At 60.6% G+C, this 22,784-nt stretch carries 22 protein-coding genes; 13 read left to right on the top strand and 9 right to left on the bottom strand.

The window, feature by feature from the left end; translation table 11 throughout:
• The first annotated feature begins 89 nt into the window (after positions 1–89).
• Positions 90–641 (top strand): disulfide bond formation protein B, encoded by a 552-nt coding sequence (locus tag EL257_RS26455; protein ID WP_126367562.1) that lies wholly within the window; start codon positions 90–92, stop codon positions 639–641.
• Between the two features lie 183 nt (positions 642–824).
• Positions 825–1,283, top strand: a complete 459-nt coding sequence (rsd, locus tag EL257_RS26450) for a sigma D regulator (protein WP_126367560.1) — start codon at positions 825–827, stop codon at positions 1,281–1,283.
• A 55-nt stretch (positions 1,284–1,338) separates the two neighbouring features.
• Here the strand turns inward: rsd and EL257_RS26445 are convergent, their stop codons facing one another.
• Positions 1,339–2,004 (bottom strand): FKBP-type peptidyl-prolyl cis-trans isomerase, encoded by a 666-nt coding sequence (locus tag EL257_RS26445; protein ID WP_126367558.1) that lies wholly within the window; start codon positions 2,002–2,004, stop codon positions 1,339–1,341.
• Positions 2,005–2,196: 192 nt separating this feature from the next.
• On the opposite strand from EL257_RS26445, the gene EL257_RS26440 reads away from it, so the two are divergent.
• The gene (locus EL257_RS26440; protein WP_126367556.1) at positions 2,197–3,348 is read left to right on the top strand and encodes an AlgP family protein; all 1,152 of its coding nucleotides are present in this window, start codon (positions 2,197–2,199) and stop codon (positions 3,346–3,348) included.
• On the opposite strand, the gene EL257_RS26435 is transcribed toward EL257_RS26440, so the two are convergent.
• Positions 3,345–3,806, bottom strand: coding sequence for a TIGR02444 family protein (locus EL257_RS26435; RefSeq protein WP_126367554.1), 462 nt, complete (start codon positions 3,804–3,806; stop codon positions 3,345–3,347). The genes EL257_RS26440 and EL257_RS26435 overlap by 4 nt on opposite strands.
• 50 nt (positions 3,807–3,856) lie before the next feature.
• Between EL257_RS26435 and EL257_RS26430 the strand changes: the two genes are divergently transcribed.
• From EL257_RS26430 to EL257_RS26410, 5 genes are all read left to right on the top strand, one after another.
• Positions 3,857–5,767, top strand: a complete 1,911-nt coding sequence (locus EL257_RS26430; protein ID WP_126367552.1) for an ATP-binding cassette domain-containing protein — start codon at positions 3,857–3,859, stop codon at positions 5,765–5,767.
• Entirely contained in the window at positions 5,767–6,348 is a 582-nt protein-coding gene (locus EL257_RS26425; RefSeq protein ID WP_126367550.1) for a mechanosensitive ion channel family protein, read from the top strand. Before EL257_RS26430 ends, EL257_RS26425 begins: the two co-directional genes overlap by 1 nt.
• A 180-nt stretch (positions 6,349–6,528) precedes the next feature.
• Complete coding sequence (gene rhtB, locus EL257_RS26420; protein ID WP_126367548.1) at positions 6,529–7,161, top strand: homoserine/homoserine lactone efflux protein; 633 nt, start codon at positions 6,529–6,531, stop codon at positions 7,159–7,161.
• A gap of 206 nt (positions 7,162–7,367) precedes the next feature.
• The gene (locus EL257_RS26415) at positions 7,368–9,266 is read left to right on the top strand and encodes an FTR1 family protein (protein WP_126367546.1); all 1,899 of its coding nucleotides are present in this window, start codon (positions 7,368–7,370) and stop codon (positions 9,264–9,266) included.
• 126 nt (positions 9,267–9,392) lie between these two features.
• Positions 9,393–9,848, top strand: coding sequence for a YaiI/YqxD family protein (locus tag EL257_RS26410; protein WP_042607095.1), 456 nt, complete (start codon positions 9,393–9,395; stop codon positions 9,846–9,848).
• A 125-nt stretch (positions 9,849–9,973) separates the two neighbouring features.
• Here EL257_RS26410 and elbB read toward each other — a convergent pair whose 3' ends face one another.
• Together elbB and EL257_RS26400 are read right to left on the bottom strand one after the other, a co-directional pair.
• Positions 9,974–10,642, bottom strand: a complete 669-nt coding sequence (gene elbB, locus EL257_RS26405; RefSeq protein WP_126367544.1) for an isoprenoid biosynthesis glyoxalase ElbB — start codon at positions 10,640–10,642, stop codon at positions 9,974–9,976.
• A 165-nt stretch (positions 10,643–10,807) separates the two neighbouring features.
• Entirely contained in the window at positions 10,808–11,467 is a 660-nt protein-coding gene (locus tag EL257_RS26400; protein ID WP_126367542.1) for a DedA family protein, read from the bottom strand.
• Positions 11,468–11,674: 207 nt separating this feature from the next.
• On the opposite strand from EL257_RS26400, the gene hemB reads away from it, so the two are divergent.
• Both hemB and ppk1 read left to right on the top strand, forming a co-directional pair.
• Positions 11,675–12,688: a porphobilinogen synthase gene (gene hemB, locus EL257_RS26395; protein WP_126367540.1), complete on the top strand. Its 1,014-nt coding sequence runs from the start codon at positions 11,675–11,677 to the stop codon at positions 12,686–12,688.
• 18 nt (positions 12,689–12,706) lie between these two features.
• Complete coding sequence (gene ppk1 / locus EL257_RS26390) at positions 12,707–14,932, top strand: polyphosphate kinase 1 (RefSeq protein ID WP_126367538.1); 2,226 nt, start codon at positions 12,707–12,709, stop codon at positions 14,930–14,932.
• Positions 14,933–15,189: 257 nt separating this feature from the next.
• Here ppk1 and ppx read toward each other — a convergent pair whose 3' ends face one another.
• The 5 genes from ppx to EL257_RS26365 all read right to left on the bottom strand — a co-directional run bounded on the left by ppx (position 15,190) and on the right by EL257_RS26365 (position 19,773).
• Positions 15,190–16,692, bottom strand: coding sequence for an exopolyphosphatase (gene ppx / locus EL257_RS26385; protein ID WP_126367536.1), 1,503 nt, complete (start codon positions 16,690–16,692; stop codon positions 15,190–15,192).
• Between the two features lie 234 nt (positions 16,693–16,926).
• Complete coding sequence (locus EL257_RS26380) at positions 16,927–17,664, bottom strand: amino acid ABC transporter ATP-binding protein (RefSeq protein ID WP_126367534.1); 738 nt, start codon at positions 17,662–17,664, stop codon at positions 16,927–16,929.
• Positions 17,651–18,301, bottom strand: a complete 651-nt coding sequence (locus EL257_RS26375) for an amino acid ABC transporter permease (RefSeq protein WP_126367532.1) — start codon at positions 18,299–18,301, stop codon at positions 17,651–17,653. The genes EL257_RS26380 and EL257_RS26375 overlap by 14 nt, the downstream gene beginning before the upstream one ends.
• Positions 18,298–18,966, bottom strand: a complete 669-nt coding sequence (locus tag EL257_RS26370) for an amino acid ABC transporter permease (protein ID WP_126367530.1) — start codon at positions 18,964–18,966, stop codon at positions 18,298–18,300. Before EL257_RS26370 ends, EL257_RS26375 begins: the two co-directional genes overlap by 4 nt.
• Before the next feature lie 21 nt (positions 18,967–18,987).
• Positions 18,988–19,773, bottom strand: coding sequence for a transporter substrate-binding domain-containing protein (locus EL257_RS26365; protein WP_126367528.1), 786 nt, complete (start codon positions 19,771–19,773; stop codon positions 18,988–18,990).
• A 256-nt stretch (positions 19,774–20,029) separates the two neighbouring features.
• On the opposite strand from EL257_RS26365, the gene EL257_RS26360 reads away from it, so the two are divergent.
• From EL257_RS26360 to rho, 3 genes are all read left to right on the top strand, one after another.
• Positions 20,030–20,737 (top strand): FadR/GntR family transcriptional regulator, encoded by a 708-nt coding sequence (locus tag EL257_RS26360; protein ID WP_126368271.1) that lies wholly within the window; start codon positions 20,030–20,032, stop codon positions 20,735–20,737.
• A gap of 120 nt (positions 20,738–20,857) precedes the next feature.
• Positions 20,858–21,187 (top strand): thioredoxin TrxA, encoded by a 330-nt coding sequence (gene trxA / locus EL257_RS26355; RefSeq protein ID WP_003206727.1) that lies wholly within the window; start codon positions 20,858–20,860, stop codon positions 21,185–21,187.
• A 247-nt stretch (positions 21,188–21,434) separates the two neighbouring features.
• Positions 21,435–22,694 (top strand): transcription termination factor Rho, encoded by a 1,260-nt coding sequence (gene rho, locus EL257_RS26350; protein WP_003229334.1) that lies wholly within the window; start codon positions 21,435–21,437, stop codon positions 22,692–22,694.
• Positions 22,695–22,784: the final 90 nt, after the last annotated feature.

Below are 22,784 nucleotides of genomic sequence, written 5' to 3'. Positions count from 1 at the left end.
TCTGGTGAAGTGTCTACGGGGCCTCGCCTTGAAAGGCTGACACGCTTTCCTCTACCGTAACTGTCTGTCTCTACTGTTACGGATAAGCCATGTCGTTGGCCTGCTCACGCTCCTTGTTTTTCATGGCTTTCACCGCAGGGGCTCTGGCCCTGGGAGCTTCCTATTATCTTGAATACGCGGTTGGACTGACGCCGTGCAGCCTGTGTCTGGTGCAACGGTTGTTCCTGACGCTGCTTAGCGCTTGCTGTGGGCTGGCGGCCGTGCACGGCCCGGGCCGCCTCGGCCTGTCGCTCTACTGGGGCGGAGCGCTGGGCGCGAGCCTGGGCGGCACCACGGCGGCTTGGCGGCAGGTATTGCTGCAAGGCGACACCTTGTCGGAACTGGCGAACTGTTCACCCGATCCCGAAGCGCTGATGAGCAGCCTGCCATGGTTCTGCGCAACCATTCGCATGTTTAAAGGCAGCGCCGATTGCGCGGAAATTTCCTGGACACTGTTCGATCTGAGCATCCCGGAGTGGAGTCTGCTGTTCTTTGTCGCGATGTCGATATTCGCGGTTTATCAATTGCTGCGTCTGGTCTGGAGCGCTCTGCGGCAACCACTCAGCGGCGAAGCGTCGCACCGGGCGTTGCTCAGGGATTAAACACTTGTATGAACTTTATCTCCTGCGTAACTTGAAGCCATAGGCGTGCGGGCATAATCTGGCCCGCACGTGTCATTGGATTTATGTTGCTCGATGACGCTCTGCCCGGCCGCCACCCTGATCATTAACCAGAAGAGGGCGCGGGTGTAGAGCAGCATGACCCACAAGGGAAGAGAGATTGCCATGCTCGAAAGTTGTCAGAATGCTCAGGAACGTTGGGGTGGAGTTCATCTGCTGATCGACCGCTGGTTGCAGGAGCGTGAAGAGCTGATCGGTGCCTACGACAAACTTGGTGCGCAGCCCGATTCGCTGTCCGAGAGCCGTAAGCCTCTGCTGGAGTTTTGCGGCGTGCTGGTCGATTACGTGTCGGCCGGTCATTTCGAAATCTACGAACAGCTGACTGGCGAGGCCAAGGCGTTCAACGACAAGCGGGGTCTGGAACTCGCCGAGACGATCTGGCCGCGTATCGATGTCATCACCGAAAAGCTGCTCGCGTTCAACGACCTTTGTGATGAAGGCAAATGCGTTGCCGAGAAATTCAAGGAACTTGGCGGCCTGCTACACGAGCGCTTCGAACTTGAAGACTGCTTGATTGAGGTGCTGCATACGGCGCACAAGCAGGAAGATCCGGTTCAGGCCTGATCTGCGTTTGACGAAAAAACGGTGCGCCAAAAGCGCACCGTTTTTTATTGCCTGATCAACTCGCCGCGCCGCGCAGTTCGACTTCGAACACCAATGGCGTAAACGGCGCAATCAGGTCACCGGCACCGTCTGCGCCATAGGCCTGGTCAGACGGAATCACCAGCCGCCATTTCGCGCCCACGGGCATATTCTGCAGCGCCGTACGCCAGCCCGCGATCACGCTGTCGAGGTTGAACCACTGCGGCTGCGCGTTTTGATCGAACACCGTGCCGTCCGGCAACCGACCGACATATAGCACCTGAACTTTGCCATCGGGGCCGGCCTTGGCACCGGTGCCAGGGGTCAGCTCCGTCAGCAGGATGCCGTCGGCCAATTCCTTTACCCCCGGTTTGGCTTTTTCCGCGCTGAGAAACCGTTGCTCGGTTTCCATTGCCGCGTCCGTCGAAGGCAGCGATTTCTGTTCGGCATTCTGCGATTCGTGATCCGCCAGAATCTGCTCGATGCGTGCGTCGCTCAGCGCCAGTGGCTTGCCCTGGTAGGCGTGCTGCAAGCCCTCGATCAACGCCTGAATCTGCAGCTGCGGGACTTCCTGGCGGAGTCGTTCACCCAAGCTTGCACCGAGGCTGTAGGCCAGATCATGAGCGTCGTTCGCGGCGGTTTTTTCGTCGGCGTGAGCGGCCGAAAAAACCATGCAGAGGGATAAAAATAGGTAGCGCGACATCGGCACTCTCCGTCCTGAGATGGGGGCGATTATGCCAGCGCGGAGGTGCGCAACGGTGAACTGCTTTCACTGCCGCGCAGAACATTTTCGCTGCGGTGCAACGCAACGCCATCGATACTGTCAAGATGCCCTAGCCGCGGTATCAGCAGAGGTCTAGTATGAGCCGCACTCACGTCAGCCAGGAGGTAAACCATGTCGGCCACCAAGAAGCCTGTAAATACTCCGTTGCACCTACTCCAGCAACTCTCGGGCAGCCTGCTCGAGCATCTGGAAAACGCTTGCTCGCAAGCCTTGGCTGATGCTGAAAAACTGCTCGCCAAACTGGAAAAGCAACGTGGCAAGGCGCAGGAAAAACTGCACAAATCCCGCACCAAATTGCAGGACGCCGCTACCGCCGGTAAAGCCAAGGCACAGAACAAAGCCAAAGGCGCCGTGAAGGAACTCGAAGAACTGCTCGATGCCTTGAAAGATCGTCAGTCCGAGACCCGCAGCTACATTCTGCAACTCAAGCGTGACGCTCAGGAAAGTCTGAAACTGGCCCAGGGTATCGGCCGTGTGCAGGAAGCAGTGGGCAAAATCCTAGTCACGCGTTCGGCCGCACCGACAGCGGTCCCTGCGAAAAAAGCGGCAGCCAAGCCTGCTGCTGTGAAAGCGCCAGCGAAAACTGCCGCCGCCAAACCTGCAGTAAAAACTGCCGCCAAGTCTGCTGCGAAAGCACCGGTGAAAGCCGCTGCCAAACCTGCTGCTAAACCAGCGGCGAAAAAACCGGCTGCAGCGAGTGCGGCAAAACCTGCGGCTAAAACCACTGCGGCCAAACCTGCTGCCGCCAAGCCGGCTGCGCGTACCGCCGCTGCCAAACCCGCTGCAAAAACTGCGGCGAAACCTGCTGCTGCGAAAGCTGCTCCGGCGAAAACCGCAGCCGCTAAACCTGCTGCCACAACGTCCGCTGCCAAGCCTGCTGCGAAATCCGCGGCCAAGCCGGTTGCTGCCAAACCCGCTGCGAAAGCAGCCGCCAAGCCTGCTGCAAAAGCATCTGCGAAAGCCGCTGCCAAGCCTGCCGCAAAACCAGCGGTAAAAGCCGCCGCCAAACCGGCTGCCAAGCCAGCCGCTACGGCCGCCAAGCCAGCTGCAAAACCGGCCGCTAAACCCGCCGCTAAAAAGCCGGCCGCTGCCAAACCCGCTGCCGCCAAACCGGCGAGCACGCCAGCCGCGAAACCAGCCGCGCCGGCCGCGTCGACTGCGCCAGCTACCCCAGCGCCAGGCGCTTCTACCGCGACGCCTTCGACTGCGCCAACGCCAGCCGCTACGTCGAACGCCAGCAGCAACTCAACCAGCGCTTCCTAAGTGCCGGTCGCCGCGGCGCGCAGCACTTGCAGCGCGTCGCGGTTCAGGCTGGCCGCTTCGCCGGTCAATGCCTCGAGCCAATCCGTTGAAACAGTGGCGCTACGCGTCCACGCCTGCGCCATTCCCTCAAGTCGTGACAGCAACGCTCGCTCAGCTTCCAGTTCGAGTGATTTGAGTTGTTCGCGCATTCCTTTCAGCACGGCATCATCAACCGCCCGCGCCTTCCATTGCATGCGCAGTGCCCGCAGCGGCTGTACCACTTCAAAGTCCCACGGTTCGGTCAGCGCCTGAAGCTTTGTTACGCACTGTTCATCGCAAGTCACGCCCCGTTGTTCGAGCCATAACCCGCACAACAGCAGGCAGACATTGGCGCCCGCCGTTTGCAATTGCAGGCAGGCGTCTTCCACACCCGGTCGGGCGTAGGTGGCAAGGGAAAAGCTCCACAGGTCAGAGGACATCGTGCTACTCGCGCCAGTTGTGAGCGAAGCTGGTAGACTCCGCCGCCATTATGATCCGACTTCAGAACCTGACTTTACAACGTGGCCCGCAACGTCTGCTAGAAGACGCCGAGCTGACCCTGCACGACGGCCACAAAGCCGGTCTCATCGGTGCCAACGGTGCCGGCAAATCGAGCCTGTTCGCCCTGATTCGGGGTGAGCTGCATCCGGACTCGGGTGACTGCTACCTGCCGGCCGACTGGCGCATCGCCCACATGCGCCAGGAGATCGAAACGCTCGAACGCCTGGCTGTCGACTATGTGCTCGATGGCGACCTGCGTCTACGCGAGGTGCAACGTGACCTCGCGGCCGCCGAAGCTGCGCATGACGGCGCCGCTCAGGCTCGTCTGCACTCGGAACTCGACAGCGCCGACGGCTACACCGCCGACGCACGAGCGCGCAAGTTGCTCGCCGGTCTTGGTTTCACCAACGAGCAGATGGATCGTCAGGTAGGAGATTTCTCCGGTGGCTGGCGGATGCGTCTGAACCTGGCGCAGGCTTTGATGTGCCCATCGGATCTGTTGCTGCTCGACGAACCGACCAACCACTTGGATCTCGACGCCATCATCTGGCTCGAAGAGTGGCTGAAAAGCTACCCCGGCACCTTGCTGCTGATTTCCCACGACCGTGATTTCCTCGACGAAGTCGTCGATCACGTCGCTCACGTCGATCAGCGCAAGATCACTCTGTATCGCGGCGGCTACACCGCGTTCGAGCGCGCCCGTGCCGAGCGTCTGGCCCAGCAGCAACAGGCCTACGAGAAGCAACAGGCGCAGCGCGCGCACATGGAAAGCTACATCGCGCGCTTCAAGGCCCAGGCGACCAAGGCCCGTCAGGCGCAGAGCCGGATCAAGGCACTGGAGCGGATGGAAGAGCTGTCGGCGGCCCACGTCGATTCGCCATTCGACTTCGTTTTCCGCGAGTCGAGCAAAATCTCCAGCCCGCTGATCGACCTGTCCGATGCGCGTCTGGGCTATGGCGACAAGGCCATCCTCGAGAAGGTCAAGCTGCAACTGACCCCGGGCGCGCGAATCGGCCTGCTTGGCCCGAACGGCGCGGGTAAATCGACCCTGATCAAGAACCTCGCCGGCGAACTGTCGCCGCTGGCCGGGCGGCTGACCCGTGGCGAGAACACCGTGGTCGGCTACTTCGCCCAGCATCAGCTCGACTCGCTGGATGCCAAGGCCAGCCCGTTGCTGCACTTGCAGCGTCTGGCGCCGAGCGAGCGCGAGCAAACCCTGCGTGATTTCCTTGGCGGCTTCGACTTCCGCGGTGCGCGCATCGATGAGCCGGTGCTGAATTTCTCCGGCGGTGAAAAGGCGCGTCTGGCTCTGGCGTTGATTGCCTGGGAACGGCCAAACCTGTTGCTGCTCGACGAACCGACCAACCACCTCGATCTGGAAATGCGCCTGGCGCTGACCATGGCGCTGCAGGAATTCAGCGGCGCGGTCCTGGTGGTCTCTCACGATCGGCACTTGCTCAAGAGCACCACCGACAATTTCTACCTCGTCGCGGACGGCAAGGTCGAAGAATTCGATGGCGACCTCGAAGACTATGCTCGTTGGCTGGTGGAATACCGTCAGCGCAACGCGCCGGTCAGCAACACACCGGTCAACCCGGACAAGACCGACAAGAAGGCTCAGCGTCAGGCCGCGGCTGCGCTGCGTCAGCAATTGGCCCCGCACAAGCGTGAAGCCGACAAGCTCGAAGCCGAACTGGGCAAGCTCCACGAGAAGCTCGCCAAGGTCGATGCCAGTCTTGGCGACAGCGACATCTACGAGCCGGCGCGCAAGAACGAATTGCGCGATCTGCTGGCCGAGCAGGCGAAGTTGAAGGTTCGCGAAGCCGAGCTGGAAGAGGCATGGATGGAAGCTCTGGAAACGCTGGAAAGCATGCAGGCGGAGCTGGAGGCATTGTCCTGATGGAAGCTTTCGAGCTGCCCTTCTCGGCGGTGTGGGTCGAGCCGATCTGGTTCACCGCGCAGATTCTGCTGATCCTGCTGGCCGGTTACCTGGCCCAGCGCTTCGTTGCCAAAGGCCTGACGCGCCTGGGTGAGCGCTATCCGTTTCCGCCGCAATTGCTGATGCCACTGCGCGGTGTGTTGCGCTGGCTGATCATGGGCAGTGCGCTGCTCTTTGTGCTGGAACGTCTAGGCGTTTCGGCCACGGTGCTGTGGACGGCGCTGTCAGGTTTCGTTGCCGTCGCGGCGGTCGCGTTCTTTGCGATGTGGAGCGTGCTGTCGAATCTGCTCTGCGCGATTCTGATTTTCACCGTCGGGCCATTTCGTCTCGGGGATATCGTCGAACTGGTGGATACTACTGACAAGCCGGGCGTGAAAGGCCGGGTGGTGGCGATCAATCTGCTCTACACCACGTTGGTCGAGGCGGAAGAATTGGGCACCGGCAGCGCGATGGTGCAGGTGCCGAACAGTCTGTTCTTCCAGCGTTCGGTGCGGCGTTGGCGTGGTACCGATGGATTTTCGGTGAGCGGGTTCGAGAAGTAGATTCCTGGGCGTCTGGTCTGGCGCCTTCGCGAGCAGGCTCGCTCCCACATTGGGTCCGTGCCCACTGATAAATAAAAGTGGGAGCGAGCCTGCTCGCAATATTCAACAAAAAATCGGTGGTCATCCATTCAAGCCCGCATTAGCTTAGGCATTTGTCACGAGCATGAGTCGAGGTGTGCGATGGAGCTTCAAACATGGCTGGCGTTTTTTGCGGCCTGCTGGGTGATCAGTCTTTCTCCGGGTGCCGGTGCCATCGCGTCGATGTCCAGCGGTCTGCAATACGGTTTCTGGCGCGGCTATTGGAACGCCCTCGGTCTGCAAATCGGTCTGGCCGTACAGATTGCGATCGTCGGCGCAGGCGTCGGCGCGATCCTCACGGCTTCGGCCACAGCTTTCCACGCGATCAAGTGGTTCGGCGTGGCTTACCTGATTTATCTCGCCATCAAGCAATGGCGTGCGTTGCCCATGGACATGAGTGACGACGCGGCGGTACGCCCGATCGGCAAACCGCTGGCCCTGGTGTTCCGTGGTTTTCTGGTGAACATCAGCAACCCCAAGGCGCTGATTTTCATGCTGGCCGTGCTGCCGCAGTTCATCAATCCCCACGCACCGCTGCTGATTCAGTATCTGGTGATCGGTGCCACCATGATCGTTGTCGATCTGATCGTGATGGCTGGCTACACCGGACTTGCCTCCAGGGTCCTGCGCTTGCTGCGCACGCCGAAGCAACAACAGCGCATGAACCGCACGTTTGCCGGGCTGTTCGTGGGCGCTGCGGCGTTCATGGCGACGTTGCGTAAAGCGGCTGCCTGAACCCGGCCGTTACAAAAAAGGCGACCTGATCAGGTCGCCTTTTTTAATGCTCTGTGGAACATCCAACTGTGGCAAGCAAGCCCCCGTCATGGCCGAGCACGGGCGCTACCGCGCGGCGCGTTTTACGCTAAATGCCGAGAAAGCTTGAGGGAAATGCCTTCGAAGTGAACAATATGTAACTTCGCATTTCCATTTGAGACTCGTTCATGACTGCCTCGTCCCGATTTCTGGCCTGGCTGGTGTTTCCGCTGTGCGCGCTGAGCAGTTTCAATCTGCTCGCCGACACGGTGGAAGGCGCACCGCAAGCGCTGCACCTGCTCGATTACATCAGCGCGGATTACCCGCCGACGGTCGAGGCGGGAAAGGTCGTCGATGACGCCGAGTATCGCGAGCAACTGGAATTTACCCAAGCGTTGCAGGGGCTGATCGCCGGAATGCCGGCCAAGCCCGAGAAAGCTGCGCTGGAGCAGGGTGTCAAAGCGTTGCACGGGGCGATCGTTGCCAGGCAGGACGGTGCCGACGTGGCGCGGCAAGCGCGACAACTGGGTGCACAACTGGCCGTAGCGTATGAAGTCAGTCAGGCGCCAGTCATCACTCCTGATCCGACACGTGGCGCGCCGCTCTATGCGCAGCATTGCTCCGTGTGCCACGGCGACAGTGGCGCCGGCGACGGCCCGGCGGGGCTCGGCATGACGCCACCGCCAGCCAATCTGCGTGACGCAGCGCGAATGGATCGCCTGAGCCTGTATGCGATCTACAACACCCTTGGTCAAGGCGTCGAGGGCACCGACATGCCGGCGTTTGCCGATCAGCTCGATGATCGGCAGCGCTGGGACCTGGCGACGTACATCGCCGTGTTCAGCGCTGATGCGACGGCGGGCAAAGCCGAGAAAACCTACAACATCGCTGATCTGGCGCGCCAGACGCCGGCTGAAGTACAGGCCGCCGAAGGCGCGCCGGCCGCTGCGACGTTCCGAGCGCAACGTGCGCAGCCGCCGCAGGTCAAGCGTGGCCCGGCGCAGTTGCTCGACTATACCGCCGCAACGCTGGACAAGAGCCTCGCCGCCTACCGCGCCGGTGAGCACGATCAGGCTTATGACCTGTCGGTGGCGGCTTATCTGGAAGGCTTCGAGCTGGTCGAGAGTTCGCTGGATAACGTCGACGCCAACGTGCGCAAGGACACTGAAAAATCACTGATGGCTTATCGGCAGTCGCTGCAGGACGGTTTGCCCGTCGCGCAGGCCGAACAGCGTCTCGATGCCGCCAAAGCCAAGTTGAAGGAGTCCGCCGGCCTGTTGGGCAGCGACGGCCTGAGCTGGTCGCTGAGCTACATCTCCGGTTTGCTGATTCTGCTGCGCGAAGGTCTGGAAGCGATTCTGGTGCTGGCGGCGATCCTCGCCTTCCTGCGCAATACCGGTCAGCAATCGGCGGTGCGCAGTGTCAACGTCGGCTGGGGTCTTGCGCTGCTGGCGGGGCTTGGCACCTGGGCATTGGCGGCGTACGTGATCGACGTCAGCGGTTCGCAGCGTGAACTGCTGGAGGGCGCCACCGCGCTGTTTGCCAGCGTCATGGTGCTGTGGCTCGGCGTGTGGATGCACGACCGACGCCACGCCGCCGCATGGCAGGATTACATCAAGAGCAGTCTGGTTGGGGGCGGCGGGCGGTTCGGTTTTGCGATCTTGGCGTTCTTCTCGGTGTATCGCGAACTGTTCGAAGTCATTTTGTTTTACGAAACCCTGTGGCTGCAGGCCGGTCCTGCCGGGCATGACGCTGTGCTCGCGGGCGGCGCCACGGCACTGGTGCTGCTGGTCGGTCTGGCCTGGGTGATTCTGCGCGGTTCGGCAAAACTGCCGCTGACGTTGTTCTTCAGCATCAACGCGGCGCTGCTGTGCGCGCTGTCGGTGGTGTTTGCCGGTCACGGGGTCAAGGCGTTGCAGGAAGCCGGGATCTTCGGCACCCGGCCTGTCGCGTTCTTTGAATTCGACTGGCTGGGGATTCATGCCGATGCCTATTCATTGATGGCGCAGGCAGTGGCGATTCTGGCGATTGTCGTGTTGTATGGCCGCAGTTGGCTGGCGGAGAAGCGCAGGGTTTCGGCTGCTTGACTGAGTGATACCGAAAAGATCGCAGCCTTCGGCAGCTTCTACAGTGGTCGTGCGTATCATGTCGAGACGCGCACTCTGCAGGAGCCGCCGGAGGCTGCGATCTTTTGTTTTTTGGAGGTAAACAACATGCGTGTATGGATCGATGCCGACGCCTGTCCGCGGGCGGCGAAGGATCTGGTGGTGAAGTTCGCTCTCAAGCGCCAGTTCGAAGTGGTGCTGGTGGCTGGGCAGCCGCAGATCAAGCCGGGCCTGGCCATCGTCAAACTGATCGTGGTGCCGAGCGGGCCCGATGCGGCGGATGATTATCTGGTCGAGCACGCGGTGCCCGGCGAGCTGGTGATCTGCAGCGATATTCCGCTGGCCGATCGGTTGGTGAAGAAGGGCGTGGCGGCGCTGGATCCGCGCGGCAAAGAATTCGACGCGCAGAACATGGGCGAGCGCCTGGCGGTGCGCAATCTGTTCACCGATTTGCGCGAACAGGGCCAGATGAGCGGTGGACCGGCGCCGTTTGGCGAGCGCGAGAAGCAGGCGTTTGCCAATGCTTTGGACCGGATTCTGACCCGACTCACCCGCAAGCCCTGAAAAGATCGTCCGATCGCGGCCCGAACCTGCGGCAGCTCCTACAAAGGCTGGCGCGTGTTATGGAGCGACGCGAAACCTGTAGGAGCTGCCGAAGGTTCGGGCCGCGATCGGACGATCTTTTGATTTTAAGCGTCGTTTTCGTGAGTCAGCTCTAGCACGCGGTCGACCAGTTTGTTGATCCCCGAAGCCGCCTCGCTGATGTTCTGCGCCAGCATATACGCCGGGGTCGTCACCAGTTTGCGCGCCTTGTCTTCGATGATTTCTGTCACCGCGCACTCTTCGTGGGTCGCGCCCATCTTGTTCATCGCCGCAGCGGTGTCGGCATCGTTGCCAATGGTGCAGGTGACGCCAGGGCCGTAGATTTTCGCTGCCAGTGCCGGGGAGATGCAGATCAGCCCGACCGGTTTGCCCGCTTCGGCGAACGCCTCCGCCAAGGCCAGCACCTCGGGTTGTACGGTGCACCCCGCGCCTTCGATCGCGAAGTTCGACAGATTCTTCGCCGCGCCAAAACCGCCGGGGACGATCAGCGCATCGAAATCGTTGACGTCGGCCTCGCGCAGATCTTTGATGTTGCCACGGGCAATCCGCGCCGATTCCACCAGGACGTTGCGCGACTCAGGCATTTCTTCGCCGGTGAGGTGGTTGATCACGTGCAGTTGCGCGATGTTCGGGGCAAAGCACTGCACCTGCGCGCCGCGTTGGTCGAGGCGCAACAAAGTGATGACGCTTTCCTGGATTTCGGCGCCGTCGTACACGCCACTGCCGGACAGGATCACTGCAACTTTTTTGCTCATGGGCTTCTCTCCAGATTCATGGCGCTCAATGTCCGCTAAATCGTCGCGCGTTGCCATAGGGTCATGGTCGGCGACAAGCGGGCGCAAAGCGCTCTCTCAATGGATCGCAATCGAGGCGGGGTGTTCATTATTTGGCGTGGCCACCGGGTGGCCGCCAGTGCGCGCTTATTCGGCGGGCGTTTTGGGCTCGGCAGGATTGGCTGACTCGGCCTGGCGCAACTGCTCGGCCTCGGCGGCTTTGGCGATCTGCTCGTCCTGATAAATCTTCTTCGCCAGTTGCGCATTCTTGAAGCGCCGACGCAGCCACAGGCCCAGGCCGAGGATCAGCAGGGCGCCGAGCACCCACAACTCGTATTTCTTGATGCTGCCGAGCATGCCTTCCAGCACCGCGCCGAAGTGATAAGCCGCCGCCGCCAGCGCGGTGGCCCAGATCGCCGCACCGATACCGTTGAGCAGCAAATAGCGTCCCGGCGGATAACCGGATAGGCCGATCGCCACAGGCATCACGGTGCGCAGGCCATATACGAAGCGGAAGCTCAGGACCCAGATGTCCGGATGTTTGCGGATGTGCTCCAGCGCGCGGTCGCCCATCATCTGCCAGCGCGGCTTGCGCGCGAGCAGCTTGCGCCCGTGCTTGCGGCCGAGGAAGTACCACAGCTGATCGCCGGCGTAGCTGCCGCAGAACGCCACGACTACCACCAGATTGATGTCCATGTATCCACGGAACGCGAGGAAGCCGGCGAGCACCAGAATGGTTTCGCCCTCGAAGAATGTGCCGAGGAACAAGGCAAAGTAGCCAAAGTCATGCAGAAATTGTTGGAGCATTGTCTGGGTGCTGGCGAAATGAACGCGCAGCCTAACCCTTCAGACACATTCATGAAAGTGTCCAAATGTGTCTCGACGTGAACAATTCCTACACTGAGAATGGAATGCGGCTACGTGTCACGGGTCTCACACAACTGTCATCTGTTCGTCATAATGGCCGTCTATAACTGTCACGCTCGCCCGTTTGCGCGGGCTCAGGAGTCTGCCGTGAGCTTTACCCCAGCCAACCGTCTATTCCCCGCCACCCGCCTGCGTCGCAACCGCCGTGATGATTTTTCGCGTCGACTGGTGCGGGAAAATGTACTGACGGTCGACGATCTGATCCTGCCGGTGTTCGTCCTCGACGGTGAGAACCGCCGCGAAGCCGTGGCCTCGATGCCGGGTGTAGAGCGCTTGACCATCGATCTGCTGCTTGAGGAAGCGGCCAAGTGGGTCGAGTTGGGCATTCCGGCGCTGGCCCTGTTCCCGGTGACGCCACTGGAACTCAAATCCCTCGACGCCGCTGAAGCGTGGAATCCCGATGGCATTGCCCAGCGTGCGACTCGCGCCCTGCGTGAACGCTTCCCGGAGCTGGGTGTAATCACTGACGTCGCGCTCGACCCGTTCACTACCCACGGTCAGGACGGCATTCTCGACGACGACGGTTACGTGCAGAACGACATCACCGTTGATGCGCTGGTGCGTCAGGCACTGTCCCACGCCGAGGCCGGCGCTCAGGTAGTAGCGCCCTCGGACATGATGGACGGGCGCATCCAGGCCATCCGCGAAGCGCTGGAAATCGCCGGCCACGTCAACGTGCGAATCATGGCCTACTCGGCCAAATACGCCAGCGCCTACTACGGGCCGTTCCGCGATGCGGTGGGCTCGGCGGCGAACCTCGGCAAGGCCAACAAAGCCTCTTATCAGATGGACCCGGCCAACAGCGACGAAGCGCTGCACGAAGTCGGTGCCGACCTGTCTGAAGGCGCTGACATGGTCATGGTCAAACCCGGCATGCCCTACCTGGATATTCTTTTCCGGGTAAAAGATGCCTTCAAGGTGCCGACCTTCGTCTATCAGGTCAGTGGCGAGTACGCCATGCACATGGCCGCGATTCAGAATGGCTGGTTGAGCGAAGCGGTGATTCTCGAGTCACTGACCGCCTTTAAACGTGCCGGTGCAGATGGCATCCTGACTTACTTTGCCGTTCGTGCCGCTCAATTGTTACGAGAGCAGAAATAGCCCTCCCAGGAACATTCCATGAATACCGAAGGACTCACTGAAGTTGCCGTAAAAGAAGCTCAACCGGTGGTCGAGCAAATCTCTGAAACCCCGCCGGAACTGGAGCCAGCGCCACCCGCGCCGGCGGCCGAAACCGCTGCGGTGGTGCCGGCGATCGCCATTCCCGGCCTGGATGACAGCAGCCTGTACATCCACCGCGAGCTTTCGCAATTGCAGTTCAACATCCGCGTGCTGGAACAGGCGCTGGACGAGTCCTATCCGTTGCTGGAGCGGCTGAAGTTCCTGCTGATCTTCTCCAGCAACCTCGACGAATTCTTCGAGATCCGCGTCGCCGGGCTGAAAAAGCAGATCACCTTCGCCCGCGAACAGGCCGGCGCTGACGGCTTGCAGCCGCATCAGGCGCTGGCGCGAATCAGCGAGCTGGTGCACGGTCACGTTGACCGCCAGTACGCAATCCTCAACGACATCCTGCTGCCGGAGCTGGAAAAGCATCAGGTGCGCTTCATCCGCCGGCGCAACTGGACGGTAAAGCTCAAGACCTGGGTGCGCCGCTATTTCCGCGACGAGATCGCCCCGATCATCACGCCGATCGGCCTCGACCCGACGCACCCGTTCCCGTTGCTGGTGAACAAGAGCCTGAACTTCATCGTCGAACTGGAAGGCATCGACGCCTTTGGTCGCGATTCCGGCTTGGCGATCATTCCAGCGCCGCGTCTGTTGCCGCGGATCATCAAGGTGCCGGAAGAAGTCGGCGGCGCGGGCGACAACTACGTGTTCCTGTCGTCGATGATCCACGCCCACGCCGATGACCTGTTCCAGGGCATGAAGGTCAAGGGCTGCTACCAGTTCCGCCTGACCCGAAACGCTGACCTGGCGCTCGACTCCGAAGATGTCGAGGACTTGGCTCGCGCGCTGCGTGGGGAATTGTTCTCGCGTCGTTACGGGGATGCGGTGCGGCTGGAAGTCGCCGACACTTGCCCGAAACATCTCTCGGACTACCTGCTCAAGCAATTCAACCTGAGCGAAAGCGAGCTGTACCAGGTCAACGGCCCGGTCAACCTGACGCGGCTGTTCAGCATCACCGGTCTGGACAGCCATCCGGAGCTGCAATACACGCCGTTCACCCCGCAGATTCCAAAACTGCTGCAGAACAGCGAAAACATTTTCAGCGTGGTCAGCAAGCAGGACATTTTGCTGCTGCACCCCTTCGAGTCGTTCACGCCGGTGGTCGACTTGCTGCGGCAGGCGGCGAAAGACCCGCACGTTCTCGCCGTTCGTCAGACCCTGTACCGCTCTGGCGCCAACTCCGAGATCGTCGATGCCCTGGTCGATGCCGCGCGTAACGGCAAGGAAGTCACTGCGGTCATCGAGCTGCGCGCGCGTTTCGACGAAGAGTCCAACCTGCAACTGGCCAGCCGTCTGCAAGCGGCCGGCGCAGTGGTGATCTATGGTGTGGTCGGCTTCAAGACTCACGCCAAGATGATGCTGATCCTGCGTCGCGAGGCTGGCGAAATCGTGCGTTATGCGCACCTTGGCACCGGCAACTACCACGCCGGTAACGCCAAGCTTTACACCGACTACAGCCTGCTGACGTCCGACGACGCCTTGTGCGAAGACGTCGGCAAACTGTTCAGCCAGTTGATCGGCATGGGCAAGACCCTGCGCATGAAAAAACTGCTGCATGCGCCGTTCACGCTCAAGAAGGGCATGCTCGACATGATTGCCCGGGAAACCCAATTCGCCGTTGACGGCAAACCGGCTCACATCATCGCCAAGTTCAACTCGCTGACCGATCCGAAGATCATCCGCGCGCTGTACAAGGCCAGCCAGTCCGGCGTGCGGATCGATTTGGTAGTGCGTGGGATGTGCTGCCTGCGTCCGGGGATTGCCGGGGTTTCGCACAACATCCACGTGCGCTCGATCATCGGTCGCTTCCTCGAACACACGCGGGTGTTCTACTTCCTCAATGGCGGCGACGAGCAGATGTTCCTTTCCAGCGCCGACTGGATGGAGCGCAACCTCGACAAGCGTGTCGAGACCTGCTTCCCGGTGGAAGGCAAGAAACTGCTGACCCGAGTGAAGAAAGAGCTGGAGCTGTACCTGACCGACAACACTCACAGCTGGAGTCTGCAGTCGGACGGTCGCTACATCCGCAACACGCCCACCGGCAACCAGAACCCGCGCAGCGCGCAGGCGACGTTGCTGGAGCGGCTGGGCAGCCCGATTCTGCCGGTGAGCAGCTAAAGCAAAGCCGAGAGCAAAACCAAGAGCCCCTCACCCTAACCCTCTCCCGGAGGGAGAGGGGACTGACCGTGTTGTATGGGCGAGTTACGCCGACCTGAAATATCGAGTCGAACTCAGGCCTTGAAGCCAAAGGAAATCGACTCCCTCTCCCTCCGGGAGAGGGCTGGGGTGAGGGGAAAGCGTCACCTCCGCTCTCAAGCCAAGCCCAATAAAAAAGGCGATCCCAACGGATCGCCTTTTTTGCAACTGCCCGCTAATCAGTGAACCGTCAGCACAATCCCCACCCGCGTCAGCCAGTCCGCTTCGAGGCCGAAGTCGGCCTGGGTCAGCTGATTTTCATCCAGCCAGTTCTCCGGGAATTGCACATCCAGATTGTTGCCTTTGGCGCGCAATACCACCTGCGGCATCGCCTGCGTGCCGCGGATGTGGTGGAACAGGATGGCAAAGCGCAGCAAGACACACAGCCGAATCAACTTGATGCCGTCATCACCAAAGTCGGCGAATTTGTCCTTGGGAATGTTGCGCCGATGGCCGCGCACCAACAGCGCGAGCATCTGCTGGTCTTCGCGGGAAAACCCGGCGAGGTCCGAATGTTCGATCAGATAAGCGCCATGCTTGTGATAGTGATAGTGCGCGATGTCCAGGCCGACTTCGTGGACTTTCGCTGCCCAGCCCAGCAGCTCACGCCAGATGCCGTCATCCAGCTCCCAATCCACTGCCACTTGATCGAACGCGTGCAAGGCCTTGCGCTCGACCCGCGCCGCTTGTTCGAGGTCGACGTGATAACGCTCCATCAACGACGTCAGAGTGCGCTCGCGCACGTCTTCATGGTGATGGCGGCCGAGCAGGTCGTAGAGCACGCCTTCACGCAGGGCGCCTTCGCAATGGTCCATGCGCTGCAATTCGAGTGCGTCGAAAATAGCCTCGAGGATCGCCAGGCCTGCCGGAAAAATCGCCCGGCGGTCCGGTTTGATGCCCTCGAAATCGATCTTGTCGGAGTCGCCCAGCTTGAATAGCCGACGCTTGAGCCACGCCAGGCCTTCGGCGTTGACTTCGCCGGTGCCGTGGCCGCCAGCCTTGAGGGCCAGGCCGATGGCGCGGATGGTGCCTGAGGAGCCGATGGCTTCATCCCAGGTCAGGCGATGCAGGGCGTGTTCGATGCTCATGATCTCCAGCCGTGCCGCCGTGTACGCCTGGGCGTAGCGGGCCGGGGTGATCTTGCTGTCCTTGAAGTAGCGCTGGGTGAAACTGACGCAGCCCATCTGCAGGCTTTCGCGCAGCAACGGCTCAAAGCGCTGGCCAATGATGAACTCGGTGCTGCCGCCGCCGATATCGGCGACCAAACGTTTGCCCGGGGTGTCGGCGAGGGTGTGCGACACGCCCAGATAAATCAGGCGCGCCTCTTCACGGCCGGAGATGACTTCTACCGGATGACCGAGGATTTCCTCTGCACGGTGAATGAATTCGAGGCGGTTGCGCGCTTCACGCAAGGCGTTGGTGCCGACGATACGCACGGCGCCGAGCGGCATACCGTTGATCAGTTGGGCAAAACGCTTGAGGCAATCGAGGCCACGTTGCATCGATTCTTCGTTGAGCTGGCGAGCATCGTCGATGCCGGCGGCCAGTTGCACCTTTTCGCCGAGGCGCTCGAGGATGCGGATTTCGCCGTTCTGGGCCTTGGCCACGACCATGTGAAAGCTGTTGGAGCCCAGGTCGATTGCGGCGATCAGGGACAGATTCTTGGCTTGGGATTGCGGCATGGTCAGGGGGTCTCGGTCGATAACCCCGACATCGTGCCACGATCAAACGCTGGCGCCAACGCGCATGGCGCAAAGCCTTGATTCACCGATGAAAGCCGGTGACCGCTGCGCGGTCAATCGCGGGCAAGCCCGCTCCCACAGGTTTAAGCGCTGAACGCACGATCCTCTTCCTGCATCGAACCCTGTGGGAGCGGGCTTGCCCGCGATGAGGCCCTTAAAGGCACCACACATCTTTCAGGCTATCGCTTCCACCGTGCCAATAAAGTTCGCCAGCTCCGCCGTCTGCGGATTGGCAAACAGCACCTTCGGGTCCCCGACCTCATGCACCTTGCCATGGTGCATGAACACCAGTTTGTCGCCGACCTCGCGGGCAAAGCGCATCTCGTGGGTGACCATGATCAGCGTCATGCCTTCTTTGGCCAGTTGGCGCACCACGCTGAGCACTTCGTTGACCAGTTCCGGGTCAAGCGCTGAAGTGATCTCGTCGCACAGCAAAACCTTCGGTGACATCGCCAATGCCCGGGCAATCGCCACGCGCTGTTGCTGGCCACCGGACAATCGATCCGGGAAAGCATCGAATTTTTCCCCGAGCCCGACCCGCGCCAGCATCTCGCGCGCCAGTTCCGCTGCCTTGGCTTTCGGAACTTTCTGCACCACTTGCGGCGCGAGCATGACGTTCTCGCCCACGGTCAGGTGCGGGAACAGGTTGAATTGCTGAAAGACCATGCCGACCTTCTGCCGCAAGCTGCGCAGATCGGCGCGGGCGGCGTCGAGATACTCGCCGTCGACTTCGATCACGCCGTCGTTGATCGATTCCAGACCATTGAGCGTGCGCAGCAGGGTGGACTTGCCCGAGCCGCTGCGGCCGATGATCGCCACCACCTGGCCTTCCTCGACGCTGAGGTCAATGCCTTTGAGTACGTGGTGATAGCCGTAGTATTTATGCAGGGCGGAAATTCTAAGCAGAGGCATGCAGTCTCCTTTCCAGGTAGCGCGCACTGAGGGACAAGGGGTAGCAGAGGAGGAAATAGCCGAGGGCGACGAGGCCGTAGACCATGAACGGTTCGAACGTGGCGTTGGCGAGCATGCCGCCAGTCTTGGTCAGTTCGGTGAAACCGATGATCGAGGTCACCGCTGTGCCTTTGACCACTTGCACCGAGAAGCCCACGGTTGGCGCCACCGCGATGCGTAACGCTTGCGGCAGGATCACGTAGCGCAGTTGCTCCAGCGGATTGAGCGCCAGGCTCGCCGAGGCCTCCCACTGACCATGGGGGATCGACTCGACGCAGCCACGCCAGATCTCCGCCAGATAGGCGCTGGTGAACAAGGTCAGCGCAATCGCCGCCGCCATCCAAGGCGAAATCTCAAGGCCGGCCAGCGCCACGCCGAAGAACACCAGAAACAGTTGCATCAGCAGCGGCGTGCCTTGGAACAGCTCGATCCAGGTGCGGGCGATGCTGCTCGGCAGGGTGTTTTTCGAAATGCGCATCACGAGAATCAGCAGGCCGACGAGGCCACCGCCAATGAACGCGACCAGCGACAGCGCCAGTGTCCATTGCAGGCCAGTGAGCAGGTTGCGCAGGATGTCCCAGAAGGTGAAATCACTCATTGGCTGCTCCGCGAAATGTAGCGACGACCAAACCAGTTGAGCAGTTGGCGGATCAGCAGCGCCATGCACAGGTAGATCAGCGTGGTCAGGGCGTAGGTTTCAAAGGCGCGGAAGTTGCGCGATTGAATAAAGTTGGCGGCGAAGCTCAGCTCCTCCGTGGCGATCTGCGAACACACCGCCGAGCCGAGCATGACGATGATGATCTGGCTGCTCAGTGCTGGCCAGACCTTGCCCAGCGCCGGAAGTAAAACCACATGGCGAAACGCTTCGAACCGCGTCATCGCCAAGGCGGCCGCTGCTTCCAGTTGCCCGCGCGGGATCGCCTGAATGCCTGCGCGGATGATCTCCGTTGAATAGGCGCCAAGGTTGATCACCATCGCCAGCACCGCCGCCTGCCATTCTGAAATCTGCACGCCGAGGGACGGCAGGCCAAAAAAGATGAAGAACAACTGCACCAAAAACGGCGTATTGCGGATCAACTCGACGTAGATGCCGAAGATCGCCGAGAACGGGCGGATGTTCCATGCCCGCACCAGCGCGCCGACAATGCCCACGCCGACCCCAAGCAACGCGCCGATGGCTGTCAGCTCGAGGGTAAACAGCGCCCCGCGCAACAGCAGGTCAGTGTTTTGCACCACCGGCATGAAATCGAACTGATAAGCCATGAAGGTCTCCCGCGCAGTCGATCAGAGATCGGCCGGCAGCGGCTCTTTCAGCCAGGTCTGCGAATTCTTTTCCAGCGCGCCGTCAGCCTTGGCCGTGCTCAGGATGTCATTGACCTTGGCCAGCAGCGCCGCTTCGTTCTTGTTCACGCCGACGTAGACCGGCGAGTCCTTGAGCTTCACTTTCAGCGCTGGCACGCGTTTCGGGTTCTTTTCGCTGATCGCGACCATCACCACGTTGCCGCTGGCGATCAGGTCGACTTGCCCGGCGAGGTAGGCGGCGATGGTCGAGTTGTTGTCTTCGAAGCGCTTGATGGTCACGCCTTCGGGGGCGACTTTGCTCAGCTCGATGTCTTCGATGGCGCCGCGGGTGACGCTGATGGTCTTGCCCTTGAGATCGTCGAGGCTGGTGATAGCGACATCTGGCGGACCGAATACGGCGAGGTAGAACGGTGCATAGGCGCGGGAAAAGTCGATGACTTTCTCACGCTCGGCGTTCTTGCCGAGGCTGGAAATAACCAGATCGACTTTGCCGGTGGTCAGAAAAGGGATGCGGTTGGTGCTGTTGACCGGGGTCAGTTCGAGTTTGACCTTGAGCTGGTCAGCCAGCAGTTTTGCCGTGTCGATGTCCAGGCCGCGGGGTTTCATGTCCGGACCGACCGAGCCGAACGGCGGGAAATCTTGCGGCACGGCGACTTTCAGCGTGCCGCGTTTGACCACGTCGTCGAGACCGTCGGCGTGAGCGGGCATCTGGCTGAACAACAGGCTGGAGAACAGGGCGGCGAGGAGGGCGCGGTAACGCAGGGTCATGGCAAAACTCCGGATCGGCGGGAAGTGATTTCTGCGATCAGACAGAGCATGCGCCGTGCCAAGCCATAGCGTTCGCAGCGCCAAGCCACAGTTTCAGCGGCTTCGTTCGGTCTTACTGGTCTGAACAGTCAGGATGGTTTTCGCACTGCGATGGCGCACCGGTCCAGCGCACCGAACCCCGCTGGGGCACGACTTGCCGGACTCGGCGAATAGCTTTACAACTAGCCGCTTCATGACCCTGACGCGTCCGAAAACCATGAATTCGATTTCCCGTGCGGTCCCCGAAGTGGCGCTGCAAGCGATCCGCAAATTGATTACCGAACAGGGTTTCGGCGCTGGCGATGCGTTGCCGTCGCAGCGCGATCTGGCACTGCAACTGGGCGTGAGCCGGGCCTCGTTGCGCGAGGCATTGTCATCCCTGAGCGCGTTGGGCGTGGTCAGTATCCAGCCGGGCAAAGGCGTGTTCGTGCAGGCCCCGGTCGAACTACCGCGCAGCGAGAACGCGCCGGGCTGGTCGTTCGCGGCGCAGGCGTCGCCGCTGGACATTTTCCAGTTGCGCTATGCGCTGGAGGGTTTCGCTGCAGGGCTCGCAGCGGTGACGTTGAGCACCTTCGACCTCGATGCACTGGAAGACAACGTCGCGGCGATGCGCGAGCAATTGAAGGCCGGCGAGTTTGAAGCCGCAGCGAAACTCGACTTCGAATTCCACCGGCGCATTCTTTTGGCCAGCGGTAATCTGGCGATGCTGAGCATCCTCACCGCCAGCGCCGAGATCTTCCTGGAAAGCCAGAAGCTACCGTTCATCCGCCCCGAACGCGCCATGGAAACCTGGCATGAGCACCGCAAGATCCTCCGCGCCCTTGCTCGCCGGGCCTGCGGTGCTGCGCAGAAAGCCATGCAAGAGCACGTGCGCAACGCGGCCCTGCGCACTGGAATTGCCTTCATCGCTCCCGCCACGGCGTGACTTGAGCTATACCCAAACTCATCGAGTGCCATAGCAAGACTCAATCAACTGCGGCTTCCTGAACAGGGGAAGGGCAGCTATGATGGGCCACGTTTTTTTGCTTACAACCTGGAGAATTCCATGAGCAGCGATCTGATCAAACACGTTAGCGACGCTAGCTTCGAAGCCGACGTACTCAAGGCCGAAGGCGCTGTCCTGGTCGACTACTGGGCTGAATGGTGCGGCCCTTGCAAAATGATCGCACCGGTTCTGGACGAAATTGCCGAGACTTACAAAGGCAAGCTGACCGTCGCCAAACTGAACATCGATGAAAACCAGGAAACCCCGGCCAAGCACGGCGTACGTGGTATTCCGACCCTGATGCTGTTCAAGAACGGCAACGTTGAAGCGACCAAAGTCGGCGCGCTGTCGAAGTCGCAACTGGCTGCCTTCCTCGACGCCAACATCTAAGCGTCGCTGTAAACTGCCAAAAAAAGCCCCGCAATTAGCGGGGCTTTTTGCATATTCAGGGCTAGACGCTCCGAAACTCAGGTGGTACATTCGGCCCCGCACTGGTTTCTCCACTGCCCCCTGCTAGCCGTCGCCGACGCACTCCTTTTCGAATTAGTTCGCGATCCTGTCGCCTTCTCCGCGGCGCGGCCTCATTAAGCCAAAAGCTTAATTTCCCCCCCTCCATAAATGATTACGTCATTCCTATATGAATCTGACTGAACTCAAGCAAAAGCCGATTACCGAACTGCTCGAATTGGCCGAACAGATGGGCATAGAAAATATGGCCCGTTCGCGCAAGCAGGACGTGATTTTCTCCCTGCTGAAAAAGCACGCTAAAAGCGGCGAGGAAATCTCCGGTGATGGCGTGCTGGAGATTCTCCAGGACGGCTTCGGCTTCCTGCGCTCCGCAGACGCTTCCTACCTCGCCGGCCCAGACGATATCTACGTCTCGCCGAGCCAGATCCGCCGCTTCAACTTGCGCACCGGTGACACCATCGTTGGCAAGATCCGCCCTCCGAAGGAAGGCGAGCGGTATTTCGCACTGCTCAAGGTCGACACGATCAACTTCGATCGTCCGGAGAACGCGAAAAACAAGATTCTCTTCGAGAACCTGACCCCGCTGTTCCCGACCGTGCGCATGAAGATGGAAGCCGGCAACGGTTCCACTGAAGACTTGACCGGTCGTGTGATCGACCTGTGCGCACCGATCGGCAAAGGCCAGCGTGGTCTGATCGTTGCTCCGCCGAAAGCTGGTAAAACGATCATGCTGCAAAACATCGCAGCGAACATCGCCCGTAACAACCCTGAAGTTCACCTGATCGTGCTGCTGATCGACGAGCGTCCGGAAGAAGTAACCGAAATGCAGCGCACCGTGCGCGGCGAAGTGGTTGCCTCGACCTTCGACGAGCCGCCGACCCGTCACGTACAAGTGGCTGAAATGGTGATCGAGAAAGCCAAGCGCCTGGTCGAACACAAGAAAGACGTGGTGATCCTGCTCGACTCCATCACCCGTCTGGCCCGTGCCTACAACACCGTGATCCCGAGCTCCGGCAAGGTCTTGACCGGTGGTGTCGATGCCCATGCCCTCGAGAAGCCAAAGCGTTTCTTCGGTGCGGCGCGGAACATCGAAGAAGGCGGCTCGCTGACCATTATCGCCACCGCGCTGGTTGAAACCGGCTCGAAGATGGACGAAGTGATCTACGAAGAGTTCAAGGGTACCGGCAACATGGAACTGCCTCTGGATCGCAAGATCGCCGAGAAGCGCGTGTTCCCTGCGATTAACATCAACCGTTCCGGCACCCGCCGCGAAGAGTTGCTGACCGCCGACGACGAGCTGCAGCGCATGTGGATTCTGCGCAAGCTGCTGCACCCGATGGACGAAGTCGCGGCGATCGAGTTCCTGGTCGACAAGCTGAAAACGACCAAGACCAACGACGAGTTCTTCTTGTCGATGAAGCGCAAGTAACACGCCGTTGTTTGAAAAAAAGCGTCCGTAAGGGCGCTTTTTTTTGCTCCAAATTATTTGTATCTGGATTGAAATGGGTGCGACTGATAA

This window comes from Pseudomonas fluorescens (genome assembly GCF_900636825.1).
In the GTDB taxonomy this organism is placed as follows: Bacteria; Pseudomonadota; Gammaproteobacteria; order Pseudomonadales; family Pseudomonadaceae; genus Aquipseudomonas; species Aquipseudomonas fluorescens_BG.
This window is presented reverse-complemented; position numbering and strand designations above follow the sequence as displayed.

Bases quoted from the DNA above. Each gene is read 5' to 3' on its own strand.
- EL257_RS26455 (WP_126367562.1), top strand. From the start codon at position 90: ATGTCGTTGGCCTGCTCACGCTCCTTGTTTTTCATGGCTTTCACCGCA.
- rsd (WP_126367560.1), top strand. From the start codon at position 825: ATGCTCGAAAGTTGTCAGAATGCTCAGGAACGTTGGGGTGGAGTTCAT.
- EL257_RS26445 (WP_126367558.1), bottom strand. From the start codon at position 2,004: ATGTCGCGCTACCTATTTTTATCCCTCTGCATGGTTTTTTCGGCCGCT.
- EL257_RS26440 (WP_126367556.1), top strand. From the start codon at position 2,197: ATGTCGGCCACCAAGAAGCCTGTAAATACTCCGTTGCACCTACTCCAG.
- EL257_RS26435 (WP_126367554.1), bottom strand. From the start codon at position 3,806: ATGTCCTCTGACCTGTGGAGCTTTTCCCTTGCCACCTACGCCCGACCG.
- EL257_RS26430 (WP_126367552.1), top strand. From the start codon at position 3,857: ATGATCCGACTTCAGAACCTGACTTTACAACGTGGCCCGCAACGTCTG.
- EL257_RS26425 (WP_126367550.1), top strand. From the start codon at position 5,767: ATGGAAGCTTTCGAGCTGCCCTTCTCGGCGGTGTGGGTCGAGCCGATC.
- rhtB (WP_126367548.1), top strand. From the start codon at position 6,529: ATGGAGCTTCAAACATGGCTGGCGTTTTTTGCGGCCTGCTGGGTGATC.
- EL257_RS26415 (WP_126367546.1), top strand. From the start codon at position 7,368: ATGACTGCCTCGTCCCGATTTCTGGCCTGGCTGGTGTTTCCGCTGTGC.
- EL257_RS26410 (WP_042607095.1), top strand. From the start codon at position 9,393: ATGCGTGTATGGATCGATGCCGACGCCTGTCCGCGGGCGGCGAAGGAT.
- elbB (WP_126367544.1), bottom strand. From the start codon at position 10,642: ATGAGCAAAAAAGTTGCAGTGATCCTGTCCGGCAGTGGCGTGTACGAC.
- EL257_RS26400 (WP_126367542.1), bottom strand. From the start codon at position 11,467: ATGCTCCAACAATTTCTGCATGACTTTGGCTACTTTGCCTTGTTCCTC.
- ppk1 (WP_126367538.1), top strand. From the start codon at position 12,707: ATGAATACCGAAGGACTCACTGAAGTTGCCGTAAAAGAAGCTCAACCG.
- ppx (WP_126367536.1), bottom strand. From the start codon at position 16,692: ATGCCGCAATCCCAAGCCAAGAATCTGTCCCTGATCGCCGCAATCGAC.
- EL257_RS26380 (WP_126367534.1), bottom strand. From the start codon at position 17,664: ATGCCTCTGCTTAGAATTTCCGCCCTGCATAAATACTACGGCTATCAC.
- EL257_RS26375 (WP_126367532.1), bottom strand. From the start codon at position 18,301: ATGAGTGATTTCACCTTCTGGGACATCCTGCGCAACCTGCTCACTGGC.
- EL257_RS26370 (WP_126367530.1), bottom strand. From the start codon at position 18,966: ATGGCTTATCAGTTCGATTTCATGCCGGTGGTGCAAAACACTGACCTG.
- EL257_RS26365 (WP_126367528.1), bottom strand. From the start codon at position 19,773: ATGACCCTGCGTTACCGCGCCCTCCTCGCCGCCCTGTTCTCCAGCCTG.
- EL257_RS26360 (WP_126368271.1), top strand. From the start codon at position 20,030: ATGAATTCGATTTCCCGTGCGGTCCCCGAAGTGGCGCTGCAAGCGATC.
- trxA (WP_003206727.1), top strand. From the start codon at position 20,858: ATGAGCAGCGATCTGATCAAACACGTTAGCGACGCTAGCTTCGAAGCC.
- rho (WP_003229334.1), top strand. From the start codon at position 21,435: ATGAATCTGACTGAACTCAAGCAAAAGCCGATTACCGAACTGCTCGAA.